This window comes from Bacillus sp. FSL K6-1012 (assembly GCF_037964915.1).
In the GTDB taxonomy this organism is placed as follows: Bacteria; Bacillota; Bacilli; order Bacillales; family Bacillaceae; genus Bacillus; species Bacillus halotolerans.
On the sequence record NZ_CP150175.1, the window covers coordinates 3619205 to 3646065 of the forward strand.

The 26861-nt window shown below is 45.1% G+C and carries 23 protein-coding genes and 1 pseudogene; 11 read left to right on the forward strand and 13 right to left on the reverse strand.

Annotation, left to right across the window (positions count from 1 at the left end):
• Positions 1-240 precede the first annotated feature (240 nt).
• Positions 241-906, forward strand: a complete 666-nt coding sequence (locus tag NSS75_RS18795) for a pectate lyase (protein ID WP_339234407.1) — start codon at positions 241-243, stop codon at positions 904-906.
• A 19-nt stretch (positions 907-925) separates the two neighbouring features.
• On the opposite strand, the gene hprF is transcribed toward NSS75_RS18795, so the two are convergent.
• Genes hprF through hprK form a run of 5 tightly spaced genes read right to left on the reverse strand, consistent with a single transcriptional unit; the run spans position 926 to position 4815 of the window.
• On the reverse strand, positions 926-1447 hold the full coding sequence (gene hprF, locus NSS75_RS18800; RefSeq protein WP_095712936.1) for a heptaprenylglyceryl phosphate O-acetyltransferase: 522 nt from the start codon (positions 1445-1447) through the stop codon (positions 926-928).
• 3 nt (positions 1448-1450) lie between these two features.
• Entirely contained in the window at positions 1451-2101 is a 651-nt protein-coding gene (ppaX, locus tag NSS75_RS18805; protein ID WP_024122986.1) for a pyrophosphatase PpaX, read from the reverse strand.
• Complete coding sequence (locus NSS75_RS18810; protein ID WP_024122987.1) at positions 2098-3036, reverse strand: nucleoside recognition domain-containing protein; 939 nt, start codon at positions 3034-3036, stop codon at positions 2098-2100. Before NSS75_RS18810 ends, ppaX begins: the two co-directional genes overlap by 4 nt.
• 23 nt (positions 3037-3059) lie before the next feature.
• Positions 3060-3869 (reverse strand): prolipoprotein diacylglyceryl transferase, encoded by an 810-nt coding sequence (gene lgt / locus NSS75_RS18815; protein WP_103671274.1) that lies wholly within the window; start codon positions 3867-3869, stop codon positions 3060-3062.
• A gap of 13 nt (positions 3870-3882) precedes the next feature.
• Complete coding sequence (gene hprK / locus NSS75_RS18820; protein ID WP_010332023.1) at positions 3883-4815, reverse strand: HPr(Ser) kinase/phosphatase; 933 nt, start codon at positions 4813-4815, stop codon at positions 3883-3885.
• Between the two features lie 182 nt (positions 4816-4997).
• Here hprK and nagA point away from each other — a divergent pair, with 182 nt between their 5' ends.
• Genes nagA through NSS75_RS18835 form a run of 3 tightly spaced genes read left to right on the forward strand, consistent with a single transcriptional unit; the run spans position 4998 to position 7658 of the window.
• Positions 4998-6188, forward strand: coding sequence for an N-acetylglucosamine-6-phosphate deacetylase (gene nagA / locus NSS75_RS18825; RefSeq protein WP_339234414.1), 1191 nt, complete (start codon positions 4998-5000; stop codon positions 6186-6188).
• Entirely contained in the window at positions 6185-6913 is a 729-nt protein-coding gene (nagB, locus tag NSS75_RS18830; protein WP_339234416.1) for a glucosamine-6-phosphate deaminase, read from the forward strand. Before nagA ends, nagB begins: the two co-directional genes overlap by 4 nt.
• 13 nt (positions 6914-6926) lie before the next feature.
• Positions 6927-7658: a GntR family transcriptional regulator gene (locus NSS75_RS18835; protein ID WP_101859884.1), complete on the forward strand. Its 732-nt coding sequence runs from the start codon at positions 6927-6929 to the stop codon at positions 7656-7658.
• A 19-nt stretch (positions 7659-7677) separates the two neighbouring features.
• Here the strand turns inward: NSS75_RS18835 and NSS75_RS18840 are convergent, their stop codons facing one another.
• Entirely contained in the window at positions 7678-11553 is a 3876-nt protein-coding gene (locus NSS75_RS18840; RefSeq protein ID WP_339234419.1) for a metallophosphoesterase, read from the reverse strand.
• Positions 11554-11687: 134 nt separating this feature from the next.
• On the opposite strand from NSS75_RS18840, the pseudogene NSS75_RS18845 reads away from it, so the two are divergent.
• The 3 genes and pseudogenes from NSS75_RS18845 to NSS75_RS18855 all read left to right on the forward strand — a co-directional run.
• A pseudogene (locus NSS75_RS18845) lies at positions 11688-11772 on the forward strand (MarR family transcriptional regulator); the annotation flags it as partial.
• A 354-nt stretch (positions 11773-12126) separates the two neighbouring features.
• Positions 12127-12636, forward strand: coding sequence for a MarR family transcriptional regulator (locus NSS75_RS18850; RefSeq protein WP_339234422.1), 510 nt, complete (start codon positions 12127-12129; stop codon positions 12634-12636).
• A gap of 18 nt (positions 12637-12654) precedes the next feature.
• The gene (locus NSS75_RS18855) at positions 12655-13869 is read left to right on the forward strand and encodes an MFS transporter (protein WP_185848565.1); all 1215 of its coding nucleotides are present in this window, start codon (positions 12655-12657) and stop codon (positions 13867-13869) included.
• Positions 13870-13895: 26 nt separating this feature from the next.
• Here the strand turns inward: NSS75_RS18855 and NSS75_RS18860 are convergent, their stop codons facing one another.
• The 4 genes from NSS75_RS18860 to NSS75_RS18875 are packed head-to-tail and all read right to left on the reverse strand — an operon-like array spanning position 13896 to position 15906.
• Positions 13896-14255, reverse strand: a complete 360-nt coding sequence (locus tag NSS75_RS18860) for a phage holin family protein (protein WP_010332033.1) — start codon at positions 14253-14255, stop codon at positions 13896-13898.
• Position 14256: 1 nt separating this feature from the next.
• Positions 14257-14454, reverse strand: coding sequence for a PspC domain-containing protein (locus NSS75_RS18865; protein ID WP_024122997.1), 198 nt, complete (start codon positions 14452-14454; stop codon positions 14257-14259).
• A 4-nt stretch (positions 14455-14458) separates the two neighbouring features.
• A complete protein-coding gene (locus NSS75_RS18870; RefSeq protein WP_103671268.1) occupies positions 14459-15556 on the reverse strand; it encodes a DUF4097 domain-containing protein in 1098 nt (365 codons plus the stop codon).
• A gap of 23 nt (positions 15557-15579) precedes the next feature.
• Positions 15580-15906: a hypothetical protein gene (locus tag NSS75_RS18875; RefSeq protein WP_024122999.1), complete on the reverse strand. Its 327-nt coding sequence runs from the start codon at positions 15904-15906 to the stop codon at positions 15580-15582.
• 218 nt (positions 15907-16124) lie between these two features.
• Between NSS75_RS18875 and NSS75_RS18880 the strand changes: the two genes are divergently transcribed.
• On the forward strand, positions 16125-16355 hold the full coding sequence (locus NSS75_RS18880; protein WP_024123000.1) for a hypothetical protein: 231 nt from the start codon (positions 16125-16127) through the stop codon (positions 16353-16355).
• A gap of 43 nt (positions 16356-16398) precedes the next feature.
• Here the strand turns inward: NSS75_RS18880 and uvrA are convergent, their stop codons facing one another.
• The 3 genes from uvrA to NSS75_RS18895 form a co-directional block, all read right to left on the reverse strand.
• Positions 16399-19272: an excinuclease ABC subunit UvrA gene (uvrA, locus tag NSS75_RS18885; RefSeq protein WP_101859878.1), complete on the reverse strand. Its 2874-nt coding sequence runs from the start codon at positions 19270-19272 to the stop codon at positions 16399-16401.
• Between the two features lie 7 nt (positions 19273-19279).
• Positions 19280-21265: an excinuclease ABC subunit UvrB gene (uvrB, locus tag NSS75_RS18890; protein ID WP_213418029.1), complete on the reverse strand. Its 1986-nt coding sequence runs from the start codon at positions 21263-21265 to the stop codon at positions 19280-19282.
• 182 nt (positions 21266-21447) lie between these two features.
• Positions 21448-21678 (reverse strand): DUF2198 family protein, encoded by a 231-nt coding sequence (locus tag NSS75_RS18895; protein ID WP_010332040.1) that lies wholly within the window; start codon positions 21676-21678, stop codon positions 21448-21450.
• Positions 21679-22343: 665 nt separating this feature from the next.
• Between NSS75_RS18895 and NSS75_RS18900 the strand changes: the two genes are divergently transcribed.
• From NSS75_RS18900 to NSS75_RS18910, 3 genes are all read left to right on the forward strand, one after another.
• Positions 22344-24839 (forward strand): PEP/pyruvate-binding domain-containing protein, encoded by a 2496-nt coding sequence (locus NSS75_RS18900; protein WP_339234427.1) that lies wholly within the window; start codon positions 22344-22346, stop codon positions 24837-24839.
• Positions 24840-24915: 76 nt separating this feature from the next.
• Positions 24916-25485 carry a TetR/AcrR family transcriptional regulator gene (locus NSS75_RS18905; RefSeq protein ID WP_024123004.1) on the forward strand — a complete coding sequence of 190 codons (570 nt, stop codon included), beginning with the start codon at positions 24916-24918 and terminating at the stop codon, positions 25483-25485.
• 29 nt (positions 25486-25514) lie between these two features.
• The gene (locus NSS75_RS18910; RefSeq protein WP_106019631.1) at positions 25515-26849 is read left to right on the forward strand and encodes an MFS transporter; all 1335 of its coding nucleotides are present in this window, start codon (positions 25515-25517) and stop codon (positions 26847-26849) included.
• The last annotated feature ends 12 nt before the right edge of the window (positions 26850-26861 follow it).

Here is a 26861-nt window from a genome sequence, read left to right on the forward strand (position 1 = left end):
CTTTCACAAGCTTTTCTTATGCTCTCTCCTGAGCAAATACGCCAATACTCATGCTTGATGTTTAAATCAGGTAACAATGACGCATTTTCCATTTTCCATCCAAATTTGTCTTTACTTTCAGGCTGGCTATTTTTATGATTAAAACAGATTCAGCCTTGCCCCGATCTATGTGAGAGAAGCCGGTGCAAGATGCTGACGCTTCTCTTACAAAACTAAAGATACCCGGGGAGGATTTTATCATTGAAAAAAATCGTGTCTATCCTATTTATGTTCAGTTTGGTTATGGGCTTCAGCCAGTTTCAGACATCAACTGCTTTTGCAACTGACAAAGTGGTTCATGAAACAATTATAGTGCCAAAAAATACAACATATGACGGGAAGGGACAGCGGTTTGTAGCAGGAAAAGAATTGGGTGACGGAAGCCAATCCGAAAACCAAAAGCCTGTTTTTCGTGTGGAAGACGGAGCAACTCTGAAAAATGTAGTGCTCGGAGCTCCTGCTGCTGATGGCGTGCACACTTATGGAAACGTTAACATTCAGAATGTGACGTGGGAAGATGTCGGTGAGGACGCGTTAACTGTGAAGAAGGAAGGAAAAGTAACCATTGACGGCGGTTCTGCTCAAAAAGCTTCTGATAAAATCTTTCAAATCAATAAAGCCAGCACGTTTATAGTGAAAAACTTCACTGCGGATAACGGCGGAAAGTTTATTAGACAGCTGGGCGGGTCGACCTTCCATACCGATGTCATTATCGACAGATGCACCATCACAAACATGAAGGAAGCGATTTTCCGTACGGACAGTAAAACGAGCACTGTCACCATGACGAACACAAGATACTCCAACGTCGGCAAGAAATGGATCGGCGTCCAGCACGTAACGGAAAAAAACAATACCCAATTTTAATATACAGAAAAAGCCCGCGCTATTTATTCAGCGGGCTTTTTATTCTTTCCTGCATTTCTTCCCTTGTGTATATGATTTTCATCGGATTTCCGCCGACAAATGCTCCGGCTGGCACATCCTTATGGACAAGCGTTCCGGCAGACACGACTGCGCCATCCCCTATTTCTACGCCTGGCAGAATGGTCGTGTTGGCTCCGATCATCACTTCGTCTCCGATCAGGACTTTACCGGTTCGATACTCCTGAATTAAATACTCATGGGCCAAAATGGTCGTATTGTATCCGATGATTGAATTCGTTCCGACTGAGATCTTTTCCGGAAACATAATATCGGGCATCACCATGAGGGCAAAGGATGTCTGCTTTCCGACCTTCATCCGCAAAAATGTACGGTACAGCCAGTTTTTCATCCCTATAAACGGTGTGTATCTCGCGATTTGAATGATCATGAAATTCTTCACTACCTTCAAAAAAGGCACCGTTTGATAGACATGCCACAGTGAGTTAGCACCTGATACCGGATGCCGGTCTGTTTTTCTCACAGATTACTTCACTCCAACGATTTGTAATAGATCACTCATTTTCTCAAGCATATAGTCAGGCTCATGTTTCGCCAGCGCTTCCGGGCCTTTAATCGTCCAAGCGACCCCGGCTGTTTTTGTGCCGGCGTTTTTACCCGCCAGAATATCATGATAGTTGTCGCCGACCATGATGGCTTCCGCAGGCTCGCTTCCCAGCTGTTTCAGCGCCAGCAGAACAGGCTCGGGATCAGGTTTTGCCATCGTGACGTCATCAAGTGTAACAACGGTTTCGAAAAATTCGCCGATGCCCGTCAGCTTAAGGCCCATATTGACAGTATCTCTTAATTTTGTTGTCACAATTCCTAATGTAAAGCCTGCTTTTTTTAGTTCATCCAGCGTTTCATAAACCGTTTCATATTCGGTGACAAGTGTGTCATGCATCTGGTGATTGTATGTTCTGTACATGCTGATCATATCTTCAGTTTTCTCAGCATCCATTGAAGAAAACGTTTCAAAAAGAGACGGGCCGATAAACGCAAGCACATCTTCACGTTTATAGCGGCTCGGGTAATAATGCTCCAGCGTATGCAAAAATGACGCGATAATTAATTCATTCGTATTAATAAGGGTTCCGTCTAAATCAAACAGAATTGTCGTAACTTGTTTATCAGTCATACTGCTTCCTTTCCAACCGCTGAGGGTTTCCATTTTTTCCACGTATACGATATAGCCATCGTCAGCAGCACAGCCGTAGTGACCCGGATCAGCAGAAGCGGCCAAACCGGAATGCCAAGCGGAATAAAGACAAGTGTATCTTCAACGACGGCATGGCAGGCAACGAGAAAAATAAAGGCCAGTGTCATGTCGCGCCTGCCAACGCCGTCATCTTCGACTGCTTTAATCATGACACCCGCTCCGTAGGCCAGACCGATTGTCAAGCCGGCCACCATTGTCATCGAGGTATTTTTATTCATGCCGAGCATCTGCGTAAACGGAGACAGCCACTTCGAAAACGTGTGCAGCCAGCCTAAGTCTCGCATAAATTGAATGATGATCATCAGCGGGATCACAATTGCCGCCAGCTGCAAAACGCCAAGACCGGCTTTCATTAAAGCCTCGGCCAGCATCGCCAGCCAGCCGTCAGGCGCATCACCCCTTGCAGCGATAAAACCGTACTGCGCCGTTTCCTGCCCGCCATGCCAGATGAGATTGATGACGATTGCAGAAACAGCTGCCAAACCAATGCGCACTGCCAATATGATGCCAATCCTGATCCCGACCTTTGCTGCGACTGTCGATTCGATAATCAAGTTATGACAGAATGAAAGCATCACCGCTAAGATAAAAACTTCCTTCACGGATAAATCCAGTGTCAATATCCCGGCAATCCCCGCGTACAGATTCAGCATATTCCCAAGAACAAGCGGGATCGCCGCTTCACCGGAAAGCCCGAACAGGCCCATTACCGGTGTGATCAGCCGTACCAGCCAATCCATGACAGGCGTATGCTGAAGCAAAGTGACCACCAGCGTTACCGGAAAAATGACTTTGCCGAGTGTCCATGTTGTTTGAAGACCTGCCGCAAAACCGGCCAGAAAAATCTTCTTCATCCCTCATCCCCCTTTGTTACCGTCTACTCTGCGTAACGTTTCGCCGAGTACCCCTTGACGCGTCTGAAGATGATGGCTGCTACAGCCAAAACAATCAATACGATTGAGATCACCTGAGCGATGCGAAGCGAACTTGTCAGCATTAAGCTGTCAGTCCGCATTCCTTCAATAAAGAGCCTTCCGATTGAATACCAAATGATATAGGTTAAAAACAGCTCGCCTCTCCGCAAATTCGCTCTGCGCAAAAGCAGCAACATAATAACGCCGACAAAGCTCCATAGTGATTCATATAAAAAAGTAGGATGATAATATTGGCCGTTGATGTACATTTGATTGATGATAAACTCAGGCAGGTGCAGGTTTTCTAAAAAGGCTCTGCTGACCGCCTCCCCGTGTGCCTCTTGATTGACAAAGTTTCCCCAGCGGCCGATCGCCTGACCGAGCAAAATGCTTGGCGCCGCGATATCCGCAAGCTTCCAGAAAGAAATGTTTTTCACTCTCGAAAAGACATAGCCTGTCAAAATGGCACCGATTAAGCCGCCGTGAATCGCGATGCCACCCTTCCAGATTTTTATGATTTCCCCCGGATGTTCGGCATAATAATCCCATTCAAATGCAACGTAATAAATCCGTGCGCAAATAATCGCGATTGGGATCGCAAAAAGGACGAGATCGATAAAAATATCTTTCTGCAGTCCTCGTTTCTCACTTTCTCTCATGGCAATCCAAAGCCCCAGCAAAGCACCGAGGCCGATAATGATTCCGTACCAATGGACGGCTAACGGCCCCAGCTGAAACGCTATCGGATTGAGTGGTTCTATCGCTTCATTCATTTATTGCCAACTCCTATTCGTCTTGTTCACCGTCTTCGATGACATCCGCCAGCTTGTTGGTAAATTGCTCAGCGGCGTTTAAGCCCATCCGCTTCAATCTGAAGTTCATAGCAGCCACTTCAATAATGACCGCGAGATTTCGTCCCGGACGGACAGGGATCGTGAGTTTTGTAATTTCTGTATCAATAATTTTCATTGTTTCTTCTTCGAGTCCAAGGCGGTCGTATTGCTTGCCCTGCTCCCAGAGTTCAAGATTCATGACAATTGTAATTCGTTTATTGCTTCTGACCGCACCGGCACCAAACAGCGTCATGACGTTTATAATGCCGAGCCCTCTAATCTCAAGCAGATGCTCAATGAGCTCAGGGGCGTTTCCGACAAGGGTATCCTGATCCTCCTGCCGAATTTCAACACAATCATCAGCAACAAGGCGGTGGCCTCTTTTCACAAGCTCCAACGCGGTTTCACTTTTTCCGACGCCGCTTTTCCCTGTGATCAGCACTCCGACGCCATATATATCGACAAGCACACCGTGAATGGCTGTGGTTGGCGCAAGTCTGCTTTCTAGGAAGTTGGTCAATCGGCTTGACAGTCTTGTCGTTTTCAAAGGCGATCTGAGGACAGGCACGCCGTTTTTCTCGGAAGCGTCAATGAGCTCCTGCGGGATAGGCATATCTCTAGACAGAATAATAGCTGGTGTTACATCCGTGCATAGAGAGTCCATTCGCTGCTTTTTATCCTCTTCCGGCAGCTGTTCAAAGAAAGAGAGCTCTGTTTTCCCCAGAAGCTGCACGCGCTCCCTGGGGTAATATGTAAAATATCCGGCAATTTCAATGCCTGGTCTTGATAAATCGCTCATCGTAATCGGGCGGTTAATTCCTTCTTCTCCGCTGATTAATTCCAAATGAAACTGTTCCATTACATCTTTTGTCCGAACCTTTGCCACGATATGTTCCTCCTGTTCCGGGATAACCCGAGCTTGCTCAACAATAATTTCATTTTATCACTTTCGGGCTTGAACCTAAAACAGATTTTATAAAAGACTGGCAAACGTGTCAGCTGGTCTAGATCACTAGTCTGAAAAAGAGTAAAATAAATGTATTCATATTCCAGAAAGGCGGATCATTTATGGCAGATAGTCTTCTTCTCAGCGGAATCAGTATCGTGACAGAAAATGAAGTGATCAAAAACGGCTATGTTGGGGTCAAGGACGGAAAAATCAGCGCTGTCTCAACAGAACTGCCAAAAGAGCAATACTCAAAGGAATTTCAAGGCCCAAAGGATGCCGTATTGCTTCCGGGGATGATTGATATTCATATTCACGGCGGCTATGGCGCAGATACAATGGATGCGAGCTTTTCCGCGCTCGATGCCATGTCCTCAAGACTGCCTGAGGAAGGCACAACGAGTTTTTTAGCGACAACCATCACACAGGAGCACGGCCAAATTTCTCAAGCTCTGGTAAATGCGAGAGATTGGAAGTCTGCGGAGGAATCCTCTTCCTTAGGTGCGGAATTGATCGGAATTCATTTGGAGGGTCCCTTTGTTTCACCTAAAAGGGCCGGAGCGCAGCCAAAGGAATGGATCAGGCCCTCAGATCTTGCACTTTTCAAGAAGTGGCAGCAGGAGGCAGGCGGACTGATCAAAATCGTCACGCTTGCGCCGGAGGAGGATCAGCAATTTGAGCTGATCCGTTATTTAAAAGATGAGTCAATTATCGCGTCAATGGGACACACGGATGCAGACTCCGCATTACTTTTGGAAGCCTTTGAAGCAGGCGCCAGCCATATGACTCACTTATACAATGCGATGAGCCCGTTTCATCATCGTGAACCCGGAGTAATCGGGACAGCCCTCGCACATGAGGGGTATGTCACAGAGCTTATTGCTGACGGTATCCACTCCCATCCGTTAGCGGCAAAGCTTGCTTTTTTAGCAAAAGGCAGCAGCAAGCTTATCTTGATCACCGATTCGATGCGGGCGAAAGGACTGAAAGACGGAGTCTACGAGTTCGGCGGACAAAGTGTGACAGTAAAGGGAAAAACAGCTCTTCTTCCGGACGGGACGCTTGCCGGTTCGATTTTAAAAATGAATGAAGGCGCCCGGCATATGCGCGCGTTTACGAATTGCTCTTGGACGGATATAGCAAATATAACTTCAGCAAACGCGGCCAAACAGCTTGGCATCTTTGACCGAAAAGGCAGTATAACAGAGGGAAAAGATGCGGATCTTGTAATTGTCAGCAGTGAATGTGAGGTGCTTCTCACCGTTTGCCGCGGAAACATTGCATTTAAATCCAAGGAGGCTGATCATATATGAAAGTAATCGAATGTCAATCGTATGAGGCATTAAGCCAAAAAGCTGCCGGCATTGTGGCTGAAACAGTCAGGGAAAAGCCTGATGCCGTTCTCGGTTTAGCAACAGGCGGGACACCGGAAGGCACGTACCGCGAGCTGATCCGCCTGCACCAAACAGAGAATCTTTCTTTTCAAAATATCACCACGATTAATTTAGATGAATACGCCGGGCTTTCCGGTGATGACCCAAACAGCTATCACTGCTATATGAATGACCGTTTCTTTCAGCATATCGACAGTCAAACGAGCCGGCATCTTATTCCTGATGGAAACGCAGGTGACCTGGAAGCCGAGTGCAAACGCTACGAACAATTGATTGAATCACTTGGCGGAGCGGACATTCAGCTTCTCGGCATCGGCCGGAACGGGCATATCGGCTTTAATGAACCAGGTACATCATTTCAGTCCCGCACACATGTCGTGGCATTAAATGAACAAACCCGTCAGGCCAATGCCAGATATTTTCCCTCCATTGACAGTGTGCCAAAAAAAGCCGTTACAATGGGAATTCAAACGATTCTCTCAAGCAAGCGGATTCTTCTGCTTATCTCCGGCACAAGCAAAGCCGAAGCTGCCAAACGGCTGCTGGACGGACAAGTCAACGAGGAATTCCCTGCGTCTGCTTTGCATCTGCATCCTAACGTTTCGGTTTTGATTGATCAACAAGCCGCGGAATTCAGGCATTGAAAGGATTTTCGCTATGAATATCGATAAACAATCTCCTATCCCGATTTATTATCAGATTATGGAGCAATTAAAAGCCCAAATAAAGAGCGGAGAGCTGAAGCCGGATATGCCGCTTCCTTCCGAGCGGGAATATGCCGAGCAATTCGGGATCAGCCGGATGACAGTGCGCCAAGCGCTTTCTAATTTGGTCAATGAAGGTTTTCTCTATCGCCAGAAAGGCCGGGGCACCTTTGTCAGCAAGCTAAAAATGGAGCAAGCGCTCCAAGGGCTTACAAGCTTTACCGAAGATATGAAAAGCCGCGGTATGAGGCCGAGCAGCAGGCTCATCGATTATCAGCTTATCGATTCGACTGAGGAGCTGGCCGCCATACTAGGATGCGGGCACCCGTCCCGCATCCACAAAATCACACGGGTTCGGCTGGCGAATGATATTCCTATGGCGATCGAAGCCTCACACATCCCATTTGAGCTGGCAGGTGAATTAAATCAGTCTCATTTCAAGTCGTCGATTTACGAGCATATCGAAAGGTACAACAGCACGCCGATTTCCCGCGCCAAACAAGAGCTTGAACCGAGCGCCGCAACACAGGATGAAGCAAGCATGCTCGGCATCCAAGAGGGGGCGCCAGTCCTGTTGATTAAACGAACAACGTATTTGCAGAACGGGACTGCTTTTGAGCATGTAAAATCTGTATACAGGGGCGACCGTTATACTTTTGTTCACTACATGGATCGGCTGTCATAAAAAAATCTCCAACCCCTTTTTAAGGATTGGAGACACGGCGAAAATCAAACTGGTCTGGCGCTGGACGATAGGTTTCTTTTTTCGTCTTGAACTTCCAGATCGGTGATTTCGTTTTTCCGTTAAAGCTGTCTTCCACAATGGTGTACCAATAATAAACAGAACTCGGCTCTAGATTCTCCCAAAGGAATTCGGCGGTTTCCCCGCTTTTCACTTTCTCGCGTTTTCCGAGCTGTTCGTTTGTATAGACATTGCATTCAAAATAATCGGTTTCTACTCTTTTCATTCTTGGCTTCAGATCAAGCTCCAGCGTAAACTCATCCTTGTTGCCGTAACTATCTGTATCATAAAAGTTTTTATCATCCAAATACGGAGAGTATGTGGATACATGCACCACATTGTTTGCCTGGTCAAACTGCATCAAACGCAAATATCCCTGGCCGCCCTCGGGCCCGCCCTGATAATCAGCAAGCATTTGATGTACGAGACGATCCGGTTTTCCGTCTCCGTCATCATCCAGCTCATCTGTTTTTCTCATCGCGCTGTGATAATGTCCGCTTAACACCATCACGACATTCGGGTTCGGCTTGACAACTTTCTTGAAAATTTTCTCACCGATCGGGCTTCTGTTTCCGCTTACGAGTAAATATTCATGAAAAGCTAAGACAGCTGTCCTGTCAGGGTGCTTCTTCAGCACTTGATTCATCCATGCGATGTCTTCGTCCGTGATGCCCCAGCCCATGTACAGCATGATATAGTCATTGCCGCTGCTTGATATGAGGTCATAATGCCCACGATTATTTTTGTACGATTCGCCATAATACAGTCTCTTATCGAAACGGTGGCTGCCAAAATATTTGCCAAATGCCCTGTAGGAGCCGTCCTTATGACCGACATCGTGGTTTCCGGCCAGCACGCCGTAAGGAATTCCGCTGTTGTCCAGGACACGCATTGATTGATCAGCGTTTCTCCACTGTCTGATATCCGCGGAATCATCTACAATATCCCCTGTATGAAACACGTATTTCGTATTCAGCTTCCTTTGGGTATTTTTGATCCATGCAGTCTGCTTATCAAAAATATGCGGATAGCTTTTTGCATAATACTGCGTGTCTGACATCCAGACAAAGGTATACATATCCTTCGCAGGAGGAATTTCATCCTGAACAATGATATTCACCTTAGATTTCCGTACATAATCGGAAGCGATGACAGACGCCTTTAGCGTGAACTGTTTGTCATCTTTGGCAACGAAGCTGTAAATCGGCTGCCACTGGCTTGTCCGGTAATTCCAAGCGTACATTGTCACTTTTCTCCCCGGCAGAGAGCTTCCTCTCCAAACGGCTTCAGCTAAATCATTCTCATCAATGGACGGGTCAACCGTCACTTCAAAACGGTGATAAGGAAAAAGCTCCTTCTCTTCAGTTGATACTGTTTTTCCGTCAGCTCCTGACACCCGATTCATTTCTTCATTGGTAAACGGCGTCTCGCTTTCCGGGACAAAGCTCTTCGGAGGTTCAGTCAGTGACGCATGCTTAAAAATTTTCACATTATTTCTGTTTTGCGCCGTATATTGAAAGCCTCTGTAAAAAGACACATCCATCGCGTCATTCGTCGGATCCTTCACCCGCACCGAAAGCTTGGCTTTGTGCGTATCGGCATCGCTATTTACGATTTCCGGCTGGTCCGGATGCTCCCGCTCTGTCTTAAATGTCCGCTCAATAACCGTTTTATTGCCAGCCAAATCTGTTGCTGAGACTTTCAGCGTGTGTTTGCCTGGAGACAGCTCAGAAGTTGACGTATGATATGGGAGCGTAATGCTGTCACCATCTAAAAATGCCTCTGTTTCCTCTATTTTGCTCCATTTATCAAACATATCTGCCTGCAGAACCAGATTTCCTTTATACGTCTGTCCGTCCGTCACATTCGGTTCGATGTGCGGCCCTGAATTATCAACCCGCACTACAAAACTCAGGTTTTCATTCCCGTCGCTTACTGCAATATGATGGGCTCCTTCAGTCAGCTTCTCTGTATCCCACTTCAGCAGCTGTGACGTAAACAGTCCGTCAGGCAAATGAAATTGAAACGGCCAGCTTTTATTTGAGCGCTGATTATCCCCAATAAAAAGCTCCTTCTCGGGAGAAATACGCTCATCCCTGATCACCGTTCCATCCGATAATACCAATCGGGCATTTTTGACTAAAAAGTCATCACGGTTTTCAGCCGTATCAAACGGAGATACCTTTGAACCCGATCGTATCGTGATACGCTGCAACTGCTTCCCTTTTTGAAGCAGCGTCTCCGGCAGAGGGACAGAATAGGTGCGGTATTTATTTGTCGTATCATCGAAGACTTTTAGCACCTTGCCGTCCATCGTTACAGCATTTTTAAAGTAAAGGTTCGTTTTTCGGGTATCGAACGCAAAATATACTTCTTTTTCCATGGCGGGCTCTGTCAGTTGTTTTTTTCCGTCAATCCACAACTTAATGCTGTCAATCCGCCCATCCGTAGTCGCTTTGAGAAACTGTGTCCCCGAAAGTGTATCTCTGTTTTCTATATTCATCCGCAAACCGTGCGACTTGCTTGTTTGCTTAATATCAATCATTTTGACAGGCGTCTTCGCTTCATTAATCCCGTCACCGGCTACGACGTAATACTCAAGCTGATCCTTCCCGATCAGCTCAGGTGAGTAGACAATATAATGGTACAAATGATCGTTGCGGTCTTTTTCAGCGAAAATGCGTTTGAACGGTTTGTTTTCATCTGTCCGATAATAAAAGGCGGCCGTTTTCACTAAACTGCGGTCACGTATGTCAGCCCGCAGTTCAATGCTTTCAGCCGGACGGACAGGCTTGCGGTCTGTTAAATCCTCTATAACCGGCTTTTCTTTATCAAGCATCATTTTTCGTTTTTGCTCTGGAACCTGCGCCTGTAAAACCGAGCCTGGCGACGGATTTTTTTCTGCTATTGAAATGTTGAGCAGTTCCGCTGTTCCATCGAGAGGATATTTATAAAGCACAGACGACAGGCGGCGCAGCGCATGCTTTCTGTAGTGCGCAACTGAAATATCCTTCCCTGTATTCGTCGATATCGCAACCGCACGCGGCCGGGTATTCGCCATGCCCTCTGTTCCTTCCAGCACCAACAGATTTTCCCCTTCTCTCAAATGTGTCTGATAGTGCCGGTTAAAATCATCCGCTGTCAACTCAGGATGTCCGGCAGGCTTGAGCCAAAATACACAGGTTTCGCCAGAAGGAATGACGACCCGCTGATCAGGTCTCCAAATCAAATCGGAGTCCGGCCCTTCCTTCGGATAGCGATAGCGGATGTGATAATCTTTAAAATCAATTGTTCTGTCGGTTGTATTATATACCTCAATAAATTCATAACCGTCTGTACGCCCGGTATTTTTTGTATCAACCGCAAGCTCGGTGATCAGCAGCTCCGGGATATGGGCGAGATCAGCCTGAAATCCATCCAGCTTCAGTGTCTTCGTTTCTGACTCCACCTGCTGCTTTCCATTCGAGAACACAATGTAATACTCGAGCTCGCTATTCCAGATTGACCTCTTCGGAATTTGCGCCAAAAACTGGCGGATAGCTCCAGGGGTTGGGTCCATCGGCACCATTTTATAGCCCAGTTCATTGCTTTGTTTATAAAACAAAAAGGCAGAAAACGATTGATACTCACTGTCACGCACGTGCGCCTGAATGATCAGGTTGCCCTTCATTTCAGCCTTCACTTCAATTTGAGGAGGGTTTTCAAGCAAGGGTATGTAATGAGGCGTTTGGAACGGTTCCTGCTTTATGACGGTCAAAGCCCTCGCTTCATGATAGCCGCCAGAATGAACAAACAGAAAAGACAATAATAAAGAAGCTATGACTGTGTATTTTCTCATCACGACACCTCCCTTTTCACGTATTTTGCGTCTGAACAGGGAAGCTTATGAGTTAATTTTTGTGCAAAAAGAACAAAAAGACATCGGCCTCTTGAAGTTAAACCGGTTAACGATAAAATCAGAGAGGCAGATTGATGAATAACAGCATTCATAATGAATGATTTCAAGCGATACAAGAGTTCGCATTAAAAAGAGATAAGCACGGTACAGCTTCCATCTCATTTACCTCTTAAAATGAGATGGATTATTGATAGACAGCACTTAAAGCTTCAACGGATCATTTTCAGCAATAACCTTTTTTCGTTTCATAGACGATTACCATAATTAATGTTTATCAGTAAACATTGGTCATTCCATCCCTTATTCTGCCATGTGTCAATATCATCAGCCCTAAAAATTGAAAATAAGTGTAAATGCCATGGTTTTTACACTATTTTTACTGGTCATTTTTCAGCTTCCTTAAGCACCAGCAATTGACAACAAAAACAAGAACAGATAAAATAAAATCGTTCACCGGTAAACAATTTTTATTATTTCCTGGTACACCATTCATTCAAAGAAAGAAGGTAGCCTATGTCCGATCTGACAAAACAGCTGATATACGACATATACGTTCGGCTCCTGCATCTTAATGAACAAAAAGCGAATACTTCACTTCGGCAGTTCTTTAAGGAGGCCGCAGAAGAAGATGTGATTGATGTTCCCAAAAACATCACTAGCATCCATGTCATTGACTGTATTGGCCAACATGAACCGATTAATAATACGGGAATTGCCAAAAAAATGAACTTATCAAAAGCGAACGTAACGAAAATCAGCACAAAACTGATCAAAGAAGAATTTATCAATCGCTATCAGCTGACTGAGAACAAAAAAGAAGTCTATTTCAAATTAACCCGTAAAGGCAGACAGATTTTTGATTTGCATGAAAAACTGCACAAAAAAAAGGAGCTGGCATTTTACCAATTCCTTGATTCATTCTCACAAGATGAACAGAATGCTGTATTGAAATTTTTAGAACAGCTTACCTCCAGACTTGAAGCTGAGCAAACAGATGATACTTCAGAGAAACCTGTAAAGTAAAAAAGGGGGTTGTTCTTTATGGCTCAAACGAAATCAAAAGCAATGCTGATCTTGTATATTGTTTGTTTCAGCGCATTTTTTGCTTCTTTAAGCCAAAATATGTACTCACCCATCATCCCGATTATTAAAGAATCTTTCCATGTCTCTGTAACCCTCGTAAACCTGACAATTTCAGTTTTTATGATTGTGACAGCCATTATGCAAATTATTTTGGGCGCCATCATCGATTTTAAAGGCGCGCGTTATGTCTTGCTTGCTGGAATACTGGCAACGGCGGCAGCCAGTTTCGGATGTGCCGTCACCACTGATTTTACTTTGTTTCTTATTTTCAGAATCGTACAGGCAGCCGGTTCCGCAGCACTCCCTCTCATTGCAGCCACCACAATCGGCCAGCTATTTACAGGCAGTGATCGCGGAAATGCCATGGGTACGTATCAAATGCTTCTTTCGGCCGCCCCGGCTATTGCTCCTGTTCTCGGGGGGTTTCTCGGCGGGGCTTTCGGACACGAAGGGATCTTTTGGATGCTGACGGTGATCTCTGTTATTTTATTAGCAACAAACAGCATTTTCTTCCCTAAGGATTCTCATAGCGCACCAAAGCAAGATGCAAAATCAGGCAGTTTGCTTGCTCATTATAAATCCATTTTCACAAACAGAGCTGGAAATGTCATTCTGACCTTAAGCTTTTTTCTCTTTTTCATTTATTTTGCGGTTATTGTCTATCTTCCGATATTGCTGACGGAACATTATCATATGGATGTACAGATAGCGGGACTGTTATATTTGCCTCTGGCGTTAAGCACAATCGCTGGTACCTTTCTGTTTAAAAACATACAGGCAAAAGTTCCTTTAAGTACATTGTTTGTCTACAGCAATTCAATTGCAGCGGTCAGCATCATTTTATTTGCTTTTACCCATTCCGTCTCGATCATTCTTATGGCTCTCACATTGGCGCTGTTCGGTGTCTCGATGGGGGTTATTCCTCCCCTGTATTCCACGATGATCACCAATGAGTTTGAACACAACAGGGGGAGCGCGATCGGAATCTTTAACTTTGTCAGATATACAGGTATGGCGGCCGGCCCGATGATATCAGCTTATCTGTTGACACGGATGCCGTCTGTCATGTCCTTTGGCCTTTTGGGTATCGCATTTGCCATATTGAGCTTTTGCCTTCTGCCGTATATGCATCAGGCGAAACATGACATCAAACAAGAAAAACATCTTATGTAAAAAAGCTGCCATTTGTATGGCAGCTTTTATTTTTTTCGAAGCGGTTCTAAAATGCCTTTTTGAATCAGCAAATGGAACACCGACAGGACAACAGATGCCAAGATGGCTGATCCGAAGCCGTCAATTTGAAAACTGTCACCCATAATGGACGCTGTCATCATCAAGGTGATGGCATTAATCACAAACAAAAAGAGACCCAGCGTCACAACTGTGACAGGCAGCGTAAAGATAATCAAGAGCGGTTTAATCAGCACGTTTAAGATTGATAAAATGAGGCTGGCAATAATCGCTGCCCCGATGCTGCTGATATGAATGGAATCAATGTAACCGTCAATGACGATTAATAATAAAGCATTTACTAAAATGCTGACTGCCCATTTGACCATGTTACTTCATATCCCTTTCTGACGGAACAATAAAAATCCAAATGATATATATGAGCAGAACAGGAATAACGCTTGTCATAACGGCTAAAATGACGGTTATCACTCTGAGGAGTGACGCATCCCAGTTGAAATACTCCGCCAGGCCGCCGATGACGCCGGCCATTTTCCTGTTTTTTTCTGAACGATATAATCTATTCATTCGATCACCTCTGTGTATACTTTAATTTGATGGCGCCAGTTAATGATTCGGAGAAAACGGCGATGTTTTGATCATGTGCTTGATTAGAAGTGAACATCATTTCTTTTTGAATGGTATCATTTTTTTCTTTTAGCATGTCAACATCTATTAATTCGTGGGACAGCGAGCCGAGATTGCTTTTCAGTTCAGCCTTCACCGCAAGATCATCCGGAATCGACAGCTCCACATTTCCAGTCGTCGTTTTTGTGTAAATCGAGCGGCAGTCTGATTCTGTTACAGTAATCGCGATATTTCCGTTAAAGCTTTGAACATCAATGGATTCGCTTTTTCCGCGCAGATCAATCAGCCCGTTAATGGTTTCCGCTTCTATTGTGCCGCAATTGTGATTGGCTAGCTTAATTTGGCCGTTCGCCGTTTCTGCCGAAGCTTTTTCAGCCGTCAAATTCGAGAACGACAGCACGCCATTTGTCGTTTTCGCCGAGAACTCTTTTACATGTAAATGTTCCCCTCTAATCGGTCCGTTAAACAGCTTCACCCGAATCTTATCATACTCCTTCTGAGGAATATACAATGTGACATTGGTTTTCATCGTTTTCTTTTCTGTACGGATAAAAAACTTATTTCCTTTGATTTCACATTCAATATGCTGAAGAAAAGCGTCTCTTGCTGCTTCTTGGCTGTCAGTGCGATATACCTTCGCCTGGCATTCCGCTCTGATATCCTCGTCTTCCCACGGAACAATATTTACGCTGCCGTTTGCGATCTGAAGCTCTACACTGGAAAAATCAGTATCCTTAAATTGAAAAATATGCTGTACGTCAAACGAGTGACCGAAGTTCAAATCAAGATCAACTTCTTTGACCTTTTTCACAGCAGAATCAATCCAATCGAACAGCTTCGCCCCTAAAGACGGCTTGCTGCCCTCTTTTTTGGCCGCTGTAAATGGCTCATCCTCTTCATGAACGTTAACTGACAGAGCCGTGATTTTTTCTTCTTTTTCCTTATAGTCGCTGTCGAGCTTTTCAATCAGCGTCAGTGCTTCCTGTGCCGTCAGCTTTCCTTCCTCCACAAGCTTGAGGATTCGTTCCTTTTCCTGCTTCATTCGATCTCCTCCCTATGATCTACTTATGCTGCACGCAGCACCTTAATGCCCTGAATGACGTTCCAAATGATAATACCGAGTACAACTAAGAAATAGACGATGACTCCGCCAATCATCACAAAGACAGGCAAAACGCTTTCCCCATCAATGGCAATAGCCCCGCCAAAAAAAGCGATAAATAAAACCAGCCAGCCGGCAAAAGGAACAATGTGAGAAAGCAGAGAACGTATCGCGTGACGTTTTGTCTCTTTCTCATCAACAACAAAATAAGCGACAATCGGCACAATGACCGGCGCGATAAAGACGCTGAAATAACAAAGTGATGCAATTATGGCTTGATTACGGTTCAATTTATTCCACTCCCATCGTTAATCATCCGTGATTATAAGTCAGGACGTTTTACTTAGATAGATATACGTATAAAACCTCCAGAGGTTTCAAAATCATCCTTTAGACATGCTTCCATTTACGGAAATTGGATTTTAAAAAGTTTTAGAAGTAGAATCTTTCAGCCGTACCGATTACAATATGTAAAAAGCTTACGGCAATCAAGGAGGCTGGACAAGCAATGGAGAAAGATCCCAGTGACTATACAGTAACACAAGAATCCGTTTTAAAACTGATTCATGAACAAAAAAGAATGAACCGTGAAATGTTAGCCGAGCTTGAACAGATTCACGGGCCTCTTCCCATCTCTCATGACATTCAATATATAAAAGTTCTTCTGGACAGCAGCAGCACTCATATTGTTCAAGATTTAATGAATGTGAGCCGGCAGCTGTATAAGAAGACGTTTTAATAAATACTGCAAAGAAAAGTGAAAACCCTCTGAAAAGAGGGTTTTAAGATGTTGCAGTTTCTTTCGCTTCCAAGAGTGACTTCATGCGTTTTTTGTCACGCTCCATAACAGGCTTCAAATAACGCCCTGTATACGACTCTTCCACTTCAGTGATTTCCTCCGGTGTTCCCGACGCGACAATGGTGCCGCCTCCGGCTCCGCCTTCGGGCCCCAGATCAACAATATAATCAGCCGTCTTGATGATATCAAGATTATGCTCAATGACAAGCACTGTATCCCCATTATCAACCAGACGCTGAAGCACGACAAGAAGTCTGGCGATATCGTCGACATGCAGACCTGTTGTCGGTTCATCTAAAATATACAGCGTGCGGCCGGTTGAGCGTTTATGCAGTTCAGATGCAAGTTTCACCCGCTGCGCTTCACCGCCTGACAAGGTAGTCGCAGGCTGGCCGAGCGTAATATAACCAAGACCAACATCGTACAGGGTTTGGAGCTTGCGCTTAATTTTCGGGATATTTTCAAAGAAAGAAAGAGCATCTTCGACCGTCATATCAAGCACATCAGAAATGCTTTTTCCTTTGTATGTCACTTCAAGTGTTTCCCGGTTGTAGCGTTTGCCGTGGCACACTTCACATGGCACGTATACATCAGGAAGGAAGTGCATTTCAATTTTTATAATCCCGTCTCCGCGGCAGGCTTCGCATCGTCCGCCCTTCACGTTAAAACTGAAACGGCCTTTTTTATAGCCGCGGACTTTCGCTTCATTTGTCTGTGCGAATACATCGCGAATATCATCAAAAACACCGGTGTATGTCGCAGGATTTGACCGCGGCGTTCTTCCGATCGGCGCCTGATCAATATCAATGACTTTGTCTAAATGTTCGAGGCCTTTGATTTCTTTATGGCTGCCTGGCTTCGCTTTTGCTTTATGAAGCTTTTGCGCTAATGCCTTGTGAAGTATTTCATTGACGAGGGTGCTTTTTCCCGATCCTGATACACCCGTAACCGCTGTAAACGTCCCTAGCGGAAACTTGGCATTTGCCTTTTTCAGATTGTTTTCTGAAGCGCCTTTAATCTCAATATAGCGGCCGTCCGGTTTTCTTCTTTCGGGAGGCAGCGGGATAAATTTCTTCCCTGATAAGTAACTGCCTGTTAACGAATCTTGATCTGCCATGACTTCTTCCGGAGTTCCCGCGGAAATAACTTGTCCTCCGTGGATGCCGGCACCCGGGCCGATATCAATTAAATAATCGGCTGCCATCATCGTATCCTCATCATGTTCTACGACGATCAGTGTGTTCCCCAGGTCTCTCATGTTTTTCAGCGCGCTGATTAAACGGTCGTTATCACGCTGGTGCAGACCAATTGATGGCTCATCTAAAATATAAAGCACACCGGATAACCTCGAACCGATTTGAGTTGCCAGCCTGATCCGCTGCGCCTCTCCCCCGGACAATGTTCCCGCTGCCCGGCTCAGTGTCAGATAATCAAGTCCGACTTTGTCCAGAAAGCTTAAACGCTCCACAATTTCCCGCAAAATCAGATCGGCAATCTTCATATCCTTTTCAGAAAGCGTAAGGTCTTTGAAGAAATCAAGGGCATTTCCGACAGACAGCTCGGTAATTTTTCCGATGTGACGTCCGTCGACCAGTACCGCAAGCGCCTCTTTCTTTAGCCGATAACCTTTACAAGTCGGACAAGCCTTTTGGGACATATATTGCTCCATCTGCTCACGGATGAAATCCGAGCCTGTCTCCTTGTAACGTCTTTCAATGTTGCGCAATACGCCTTCAAATTGGATTTCACCTTCGCGTATTTGCCCGAAATCATTTTCGTAACGGAAATAAATCAGGTCATCTCCGCTTCCATAAAGGACTTTATCCAGCTGATGCTTCGGCAGATCCTTTACCGGTACATCCATATCAATGCCGTAATGGGTGCAGACCGCTTCAAGAAGCTGCGGATAATATTGTGAGCTGATCGGCGTCCAAGGGGCAATTGCATTCTCTTTCAACGACAAATCTTGATTGGGAATGACAAGATCTGCATCAACTTCGAGCTTCATACCTAGACCGTCACACGTTGGACACGCTCCGAATGGGCTGTTGAATGAAAAAAGCCGCGGCTCAAGTTCACCGATTGAAAATCCGCAATGCGGACAGGCATGATGCTCACTGAACATCAGCTCTTCCTCACCGATCACATCAATCATGACACGCCCTTCACCTAATCGAAGCGATGTCTCCAATGAATCCGACAGACGGGCTGCTACGCCTTCTTTTACCACAATCCGGTCAATGACAACCTCGATTGAATGTTTTTTATTCTTTTCTAATTCGATCTCATCAGAGAGCTCGGCCATCTCGCCGTCAATTCTGACTCTGACATAGCCTTGTTTTCTGATCTGCTCAAGCACCTTTACATGAGCGCCTTTTCTGCCGGACACAATCGGCGCCAGCACCTGAAGCTTCGTCCGCTCCGGATATTCCAAAATCCTGTCCACCATCTGCTCAATGGTCTGTGACGTGATTTCGATTCCGTGCTCCGGGCAATGCGGCTTTCCTACTCTCGCATACAAAAGACGCAGATAATCATAAATTTCCGTTACCGTACCGACAGTAGATCTCGGGTTTCGACTCGTTGTTTTCTGGTCAATGCTGATGGCAGGAGAAAGCCCTTCAATCGCATCGACATCAGGCTTATCCATTTGCCCTAAAAACTGGCGGGCATAGGCGGATAACGACTCAACATATCGTCTCTGCCCTTCTGCATATATGGTATCAAAGGCAAGGGAGGATTTCCCTGACCCAGACAGTCCTGTAACAACGACAAGCTGATCTCTCGGAATGGTTACATCAATATTTTTCAGGTTGTGCGCCCTTGCTCCCTTCACCTCAATCCGATCCATAGCCATTCTTTCATCATCCTTCCGCTTTTAACTCTAAAAGTAAATCGCGAAGCTCCGCGGCTCTTTCAAAATCAAGCGCCTTGGCGGCTTCCTTCATTTCGTGCTCCATTTGTTCGACGACTTTTTGACGCTCTTTCTTCGTCATTTTCGACAGCTTCGGCGCAGCTTTTGTTTTATACTCCGCTTTGTCCTCAGCAGCCACAGTCGCACGAATCACGTCACGAATTTCTTTATTAATCGTTTGCGGCGTAATGCCGTGTTCTTCGTTAAACCGCTCCTGCTGCTCGCGCCGGCGTTTCGTTTCATTAATTGCAATTTCCATAGACTTCGTCATTTTATCGGCGTACATGATGACACGGCCTTCCGCGTTCCTCGCCGCCCGTCCGATCGTCTGAATAAGCGAACGCTCCGAACGCAGGAAGCCTTCCTTATCCGCATCTAAAATCGCAACCAGGGATACTTCCGGAATATCAAGCCCCTCTCTCAGGAGGTTGATGCCAATGAGCACATCATGCTTGCCGAGACGCAAATCACGAATAATTTCGATCCGTTCAAGCGTCTTAATTTCTGAATGCAGATAATTAACCTTGATGCCGATTTCTTTTAAATAATCGGTCAGGTCCTCTGACATCTTCTTCGTCAAAGTCGTCACAAGCACCCGTTCATTCCGTTCAACTCTCGCTTGAATTTCACCGATTAAATCATCAATCTGTCCTTCAATCGGCCGCACGTCAATAAGCGGGTCAAGAAGCCCTGTCGGACGGATGATCTGCTCTATCATTTCATCGGTATGCTCAATCTCATATGGTCCTGGTGTTGCTGACACATAGACGATATTGTGCATATGCTTTTCAAATTCTTCAAAACGGAGCGGGCGGTTATCAAGCGCTGACGGAAGACGGAATCCGTGATCAACAAGCACCTGCTTTCTCGCCTGGTCTCCGTTAAACATGCCGCGCACCTGAGGAATCGTCACGTGCGACTCATCCACCACTATCATAAAATCGTCAGGAAAATAATCGAGAAGCGTATACGGCGTTGAACCCGGCGGTCGAAGCGTCAAATGTCTTGAATAGTTCTCAATGCCGGAGCAGAAGCCCATTTCCCGCATCATTTCAAGATCATATCTCGTCCGCTGCTCTAAGCGCTGCGCTTCCAGAAGCTTGCCGCTTTCATGCATGACCTTCAGCTGCTCCTCAAGCTCCTTCTCGATATTTTGAATCGCTTTTTCCATTTTTTCGGCCCGCGTCACGAAGTGGGATGCCGGGAAAATCGCGATATGTTCACGGTCGCCTAAAATTTCTCCGGTCAGGGCATCCACTTCCCTAATCCGTTCAATTTCATCTCCAAAAAACTCGACCCTTACACAGTGTTCATCACGGGATGCCGGGAAAATTTCCACTACATCTCCGCGCACACGAAACGTACCGCGCTGAAAATCAATGTCGTTGCGGGCATATTGAATGTCAACAAGCTTTCTAAGCAGCTCGTTGCGCTCAATTTCCATTTCAGGACGCAATGACACAACCATTTCACGGTATTCTTCAGGCGAACCGAGACCGTAAATACAAGACACACTCGCAATGATAATCACATCTCTCCGTTCAAACAGAGACGATGTAGCGGAGTGTCTGAGTTTATCAATTTCATCATTAATGCTGGCATCTTTCTCTATAAATGTATCCGTTTGAGGCACATACGCCTCCGGCTGATAATAATCATAGTAGCTGACAAAATACTCGACAGCATTGTTCGGAAAAAATTCCTTAAACTCGCTGTAAAGCTGTCCGGCAAGGGTTTTGTTATGGGCAATGACGAGTGTCGGCTTATTGACTTCTTTAATCAAATTGGACACCGTAAATGTTTTGCCCGTTCCTGTTGCACCCAGCAGAGTCTGATGCTTCTTGCCCTCCTGAATGCCTTTGACAAGCTTTTCAATGGCTTTCGGCTGATCTCCCTGGGGCTGGTATTTTGAGACTAACTCAAAGCGATCTTTCACAAATAAGCCTCCGTTTCTTTAACGAAATCTTCCTATAGATATAGTAACACAATGGAAAGCAAAATCACCAAAAATACGAACTAAAGTTCGGTGGTTTTTTATTTCCAGCTATTTTCATGTATAAAAAACCTGCTTTTAAAACGTAAAAGCAGGAATTCATCTTTATATTCATTATGTCCGGTTTATTCTTCTTTTTTCTCAGCAGCTTTTTTGGCCATATAAAGTCCGCCGGCCACAAGAGAGACAACATCTAATCCCACAATAAGATACGTTTCTGTATAGCCTTTTAAATAAGAAGCAAACAGCAGTGCAGCTGTAAGAGCGATCGCCACGTAATGGTTAAAGGTCACTCTCGTAAATAGGACGACAAGCATAAAAGGGAAAAATAATGCAAAAACGGCTTTTGTAATCACAAAAACCCTCCTCAGGGATTCTTCATCTGATTTGATTATAGTAAAAAATGAAGAATCGGACAATCGTGCAATGGTTCCCTCTTTCTACACCATACCCTTTTTCAGTTCAATTCAATCATCGTGCCCTGCCGCAAAACTCTCTTCTTATAGATAGACAGATGCCTCGTCCAAGTTTTTGCAAGACCCAAATCCTATTCAACCCGGACAGAATAAATGTTCATAATAAAATAATAGATTTGGCTGATTTACAGGATAAACAAGCAATTATGATTTTATGTGTTCGGTTTAATAAAATAATAGATCACCGTCAAGAAAAATTGATTTTAGTGCGGCTGAATGAGAGCTGAAACTGTACTGATTGTCAAATCAGCAGAAAGATAGGTATTAAGTCTCGTTTAATGAAGGAAGCTTGGCCAACAGTGATCTGAAAGCTCAGTGAAACGATTTGCGAATACGAAAAAATAGGCAGGCAGACCCGCTTCAGTTTTATTTTTCATGATCATCTAACTAACTTAAATATTCATTTTATTTAGGGCTTTTTGCGTTTGACAGCATTTTCCTTTAAACCTACAATTGAGTGATAGTGTTCACTATCATTTTTTGAACATTGGCTCCCAAAAATAAAAGATAGAGAGAAAAATACTAAGGAAAGAGGGGTTTTAAACATGTACTCTGTGTTATTTCGCCAAGCTGAAGAATCCAGTCAGCTGGCTGGAGCAAAAGGCATGAATCTGATCAAACTGACCAAACACGGACTTCCTGTTCCAGATGGGTTTATCATTCAAACGAACGCTCTCGCCCGTTTTATGGAGGATAATCAGCTTCATGATTCAAGCGAAAATATCGAAAATGCCATTATTGCCGGAGCATTTTCAGATGAGCTAAAGAACGAGCTGACGAGCTCCTTTTACGAGCTGAGAGAATCATATCATTCCGTGGCCGTCCGCTCTTCATCAGCCTCAGAAGATTTAGAGGGCGCTTCATTCGCCGGCCAATACGAAACCTATTTAAATATAAAAACAGAAGAAGAATTTCTGAATAAGGTGAAAGAATGCTGGGCCTCCTTTTTCTCAGGCAGAGTCAGCCGCTATAAGAAAAAAATGAACAATCAAATCGCAGAGCCGTTAATGGGTGTTGTGGTGCAGGGCCTGATCAATTCAGACATATCGGGTGTGATTTTCAGCCAAAATCCCGTTACCCATGATGATAGAGAGTTATTAATCAGCGCCAGCTACGGCTTGGGAGAAGCGGTCGTATCAGGAAGCGTCACTCCTGACACGTATATCGTTCATAAAGCTTCATTTGAGATTCAGAAAGAAATGGGTTTAAAAGAGATCTACATGGAGTCCGCAGCAGAAGGCATTGCCGAAAAAGAAACGAGCGAAGACATGCGCAGCCGTTTTTGCCTTACAGATGAACAGGTAATTGAGCTGACTGAAATCACAAAAAAAACCGAAGCCCTATACGGATATCCTGTTGATTTAGAATTCGGGATCGCCGATCATAAACTGTACCTTCTGCAGGCACGGCCAATTACCACCATTGAACAGGATAAAAAAGCGGCTGAGGAAGAACGGAACTTCATGATTACCGGCGAGGATATGGATGATTTTTGGCTCAATATGGAGTCCAACATCGAAGGCCCGGTCAGTCCGCTATTTTCATCTTTTATTGTGCCCGCACTTGAATACGGCTTAAAGAAAAGTATGCAGCAGTTCCCGATCGGTGTCATCGTCGATGAAGTAAAAGTTTACCGGGGACATATTTATTCAAAAAATCAAGGCGGACAACAACAGCCTCCTGAGGACAGTGCCGAAGAGCTTTTTCCGATATTGGCCGAGCGCATGTACGACATCATTCATAACACGTACCTTCCGTTTTACCGGACATTGGACCAACTCACACAAACGGAACACACTCCGGAAAGTGCGCTGGAGGCCTTTAAAAAACTAAAGGCCTTTTATCTCACGGCCTATGAGGAACACTTCAATATCGTTTTCCCGCAAATTCTGTTGACGAACAAACTGCAAGCAATGTATCAAAACATTCAGGGTGAAGCTGAAAACTCACATTTTTATGAAATGCTGACAGGAGTCATGAACAAATCGTTGGAAACAGACCGCGGCCTATGGCAATTCTCCGTTGAAGTACGAGAAAATCCGAGTCTGACAGCCATTTTTGAGCATACCGAGCCGCAACAGCTGCAGAAGAAATTAGAACAAATCGACGAGGGCAGACGTTTCCTGCAAAAAGTTAATGAATTTTTACAGGAATACGGATGGAGATCTGTAAAAAGCCACGATCTGATTGAACAGACTTGGGCAGAGAATCCATATTACGCATTGACTCATATTCAAAACTACGTCCGCAATGGCTATCATTTTGACAACGAATTTAAGAAGACCATTGAAAAACGTGAGAAGTTGTACAATGAATTCTTGCAAAGCATTGAGGATTCCGCTTTGCAGAAAGAATTTGAACGTTATTATCAATGGACGCTGAATTCGTCCAATATTAAGGATGATCATCATTTTTACATTGATGCTATGCTGGATGCCAAGGCAAGAGTCTTTTTGCTGAAGGTAGGAGAATTGCTGGAAAAAAGCGGTGTGATCCGAGATCGAGAAGACCTTTGGTTCTTATATGATGACGAGGTGGAAAACGCGCTCCTTCATCCCGTATCCCTTCAAGAGAAGGCTGAAAAACGGAGACAAATCTTTCATGAGTATGAGCTGGCACAGGCGCCTGCTTATCTCGGTACACCGACAAAAGCGCAGCTGAAAGCGGCTGAAGAAATTGTCGGTGCTGTCATAGAAGATGAAAAAAACACGGAGAATGATATTTTCGGAGTTGCAGCATCAAGCGGTATCGCAACAGGGCCGGTTAAACTGATTCGGGATGCCAGTGAGTTTTCTCAATTCGCGCCTGGAGACATCCTGGTTTGCAAAATGACGACACCGCTATGGACCAGCCTGTTTCAAGATGCCAAAGCCATTATTACAGACACAGGAGGAATCTTGTCTCACGCAGCGATTATCGCACGGGAATACGGCATTCCCGCTGTTCTCGGCACACGTGCAGCGACAGAAAGGCTTCGAGATGGAGACATCGTCACTGTAGACGGAAACAGCGGCAAAATCACAGTTGTCAGCCGGTCCTGATGCGCCCACCCTCTTTATTATACAAGCGGGGCAGGTGTATACTTGTCCTGCCAGTATATTCGTGAGGTGAAATGTATTGAGACCGACAAACCGCAGAATCCTTGACGCTGCCATGCAGCTGCTCGTCAAAAAAGGATATCGTGCAACGACGACAAAAGAAATTGCAGAAAAAGCAAATGTAAGTGAAGCGACGATTTTCAGGAATTTTAAAAACAAACAGGGGCTTGTCGAGGCTCTGCTTTCTCAGCATTCTGCAAATCGAAATCGCATCTTTGAGCAAACAGAGGGAGATTTGTATAAAGACCTGCTGCATATCGGAACCTGTCTGCTGGAAGAGCTTGAACAAAGAAAAGATATAATTAAAATCAGCTTTCGTGAACCGGCCATGTTTCAGGATGTCATCAACCATGTGACTGAATATCCCCAATCTATGAAACAGCTTTTAGTTGATTATCTCACAAGCATGGGTGAGAAAGGGGCTATCCAGACAGGAGATGAATCGGAACATGCCGATGTATTTATTTCGATGATTTTCGGTTACTTTGTACACCGTCTTCATTTAGGAGACAGAGTGATTACAATGCCCCAGGAAAAAATGCTGGAGCATAGTACAGCTGTATTCGTCAAAGGAATTACTGCCCGTTAGCTCCTTGGCAAAACAAAAGGAGGATCCCAATGAGCTCAAAAAAAGAATGGGCGCTGATCGTCTCACTTTTATTGGGGGCCATCCTGGTTCCCATTAACTCAACGATGATCGCAGTCGCGCTTTCATCTATATCACATACGTATAACGAATCCATCGCAAGCATCACTTGGGTGGTTACCGTTTATTTAATCGTCATGGCCGTCACACAGCCAATAGCCGGAAAACTCGGTGACATGTACGGCAACAAAACCATGTATTTATGGGGCGTCGGCCTGTTTCTGATTGCTTCATTAGGCTGCGCTCTATCGCCGAGCCTGTTTTTGTTAATTGTATTTCGGGCTTTGCAGGCTGTCGGCGGGGCACTGCTCACGCCAAACAGCATTGCCATTATCCGGCACGTTGTATCAGAGAAACGCCTTCCGAAAGTGTTTGGCTATTTCGGGCTCGGCGCGGGTCTGGGCGCCGCTCTCGGGCCGTTTATCGGCTCTCTTTTGATTGACAGCTTCAGCTGGCATTCGATTTTTTGGGTCAACATCCCGTTTCTCGCCATTGCTTTATTTACAGCATTGACCATGTTTCCTCAATATAAAGAAAACAAATCAGAGGCGCCGCTGGATATCATCGGCTCTCTCTTGCTGGCAGGCAGCATCGTTTCGATTATCCTGCTGACGAAAAATGAGTCTTCATGGGGCTATGCATTATACAGCATATTGATACTGCTTTTTGTCCCGCTTTTTTTCAGACGGGAAAAACGCACACAGCACCCAATCATTGATTTTGCGCTGTTTAAAAGCTCAACCTTTACAAATGCCAATCTATCCGTCTTGTTAAGCAATCTAATGATGTATGCCGTCTTATTGATTATGCCGTTATTCATGACAAACCAGTTTGGGCTTAATACGTCTAACAGCGGCATGGCGCTTTCCGTCTTTTCGATATTTATGTCGGCGAGCAATTGGGCAGGCGCTCAGCTCCATCATAAATGGGGTGCGAAAAAAATCATATTTCTCTCATTTGCGATGATGGCCGGAGCCAATTTGTTATTTTTGCTCTTGAGCAGCTCCCATTCCGTTTTCTTCCTGATGATCTCTCTTATTCTCGGAGGGCTCGCATCCGGAGTCGGACTGACCAGCATGCAGGTGTCATCCCTTGCCACAGTAGAGCCCACGATGTCCGGAGTGGCTTCCGGTATTTTCTCGACCTTCCGTTATTTCGGAAGCATTATTTCGTCAGCCTTAATTGGCCTGATTTCTGGGTATCACACGTTATTTATTATTCTCTTCGCGGTATCCATCATTGGTGTTTTTGTTTCGTTAGGCATCAAATCTGACGAAACAGCACGCATGGAACAAAATTCAGCCTAAAACAAAACAGCC

What these genes read in the sequence shown, in the direction of transcription:
- ppaX (WP_024122986.1), bottom strand. Translation starts at nt 2,101, where the DNA reads ATGACTGATAAACAAGTTACGACAATTCTGTTTGATTTAGACGGAACC.
- NSS75_RS18810 (WP_024122987.1), bottom strand. Translation starts at nt 3,036, where the DNA reads ATGAAGAAGATTTTTCTGGCCGGTTTTGCGGCAGGTCTTCAAACAACA.
- lgt (WP_103671274.1), bottom strand. Translation starts at nt 3,869, where the DNA reads ATGAATGAAGCGATAGAACCACTCAATCCGATAGCGTTTCAGCTGGGG.
- nagA (WP_339234414.1), top strand. Translation starts at nt 4,998, where the DNA reads ATGGCAGATAGTCTTCTTCTCAGCGGAATCAGTATCGTGACAGAAAAT.
- nagB (WP_339234416.1), top strand. Translation starts at nt 6,185, where the DNA reads ATGAAAGTAATCGAATGTCAATCGTATGAGGCATTAAGCCAAAAAGCT.
- NSS75_RS18835 (WP_101859884.1), top strand. Translation starts at nt 6,927, where the DNA reads ATGAATATCGATAAACAATCTCCTATCCCGATTTATTATCAGATTATG.
- NSS75_RS18840 (WP_339234419.1), bottom strand. Translation starts at nt 11,553, where the DNA reads ATGAGAAAATACACAGTCATAGCTTCTTTATTATTGTCTTTTCTGTTT.
- NSS75_RS18850 (WP_339234422.1), top strand. Translation starts at nt 12,127, where the DNA reads ATGTCCGATCTGACAAAACAGCTGATATACGACATATACGTTCGGCTC.
- NSS75_RS18855 (WP_185848565.1), top strand. Translation starts at nt 12,655, where the DNA reads ATGGCTCAAACGAAATCAAAAGCAATGCTGATCTTGTATATTGTTTGT.
- NSS75_RS18860 (WP_010332033.1), bottom strand. Translation starts at nt 14,255, where the DNA reads ATGGTCAAATGGGCAGTCAGCATTTTAGTAAATGCTTTATTATTAATC.
- NSS75_RS18865 (WP_024122997.1), bottom strand. Translation starts at nt 14,454, where the DNA reads ATGAATAGATTATATCGTTCAGAAAAAAACAGGAAAATGGCCGGCGTC.
- NSS75_RS18870 (WP_103671268.1), bottom strand. Translation starts at nt 15,556, where the DNA reads ATGAAGCAGGAAAAGGAACGAATCCTCAAGCTTGTGGAGGAAGGAAAG.
- NSS75_RS18880 (WP_024123000.1), top strand. Translation starts at nt 16,125, where the DNA reads ATGGAGAAAGATCCCAGTGACTATACAGTAACACAAGAATCCGTTTTA.
- uvrA (WP_101859878.1), bottom strand. Translation starts at nt 19,272, where the DNA reads ATGGCTATGGATCGGATTGAGGTGAAGGGAGCAAGGGCGCACAACCTG.
- NSS75_RS18900 (WP_339234427.1), top strand. Translation starts at nt 22,344, where the DNA reads ATGTACTCTGTGTTATTTCGCCAAGCTGAAGAATCCAGTCAGCTGGCT.
- NSS75_RS18910 (WP_106019631.1), top strand. Translation starts at nt 25,515, where the DNA reads ATGAGCTCAAAAAAAGAATGGGCGCTGATCGTCTCACTTTTATTGGGG.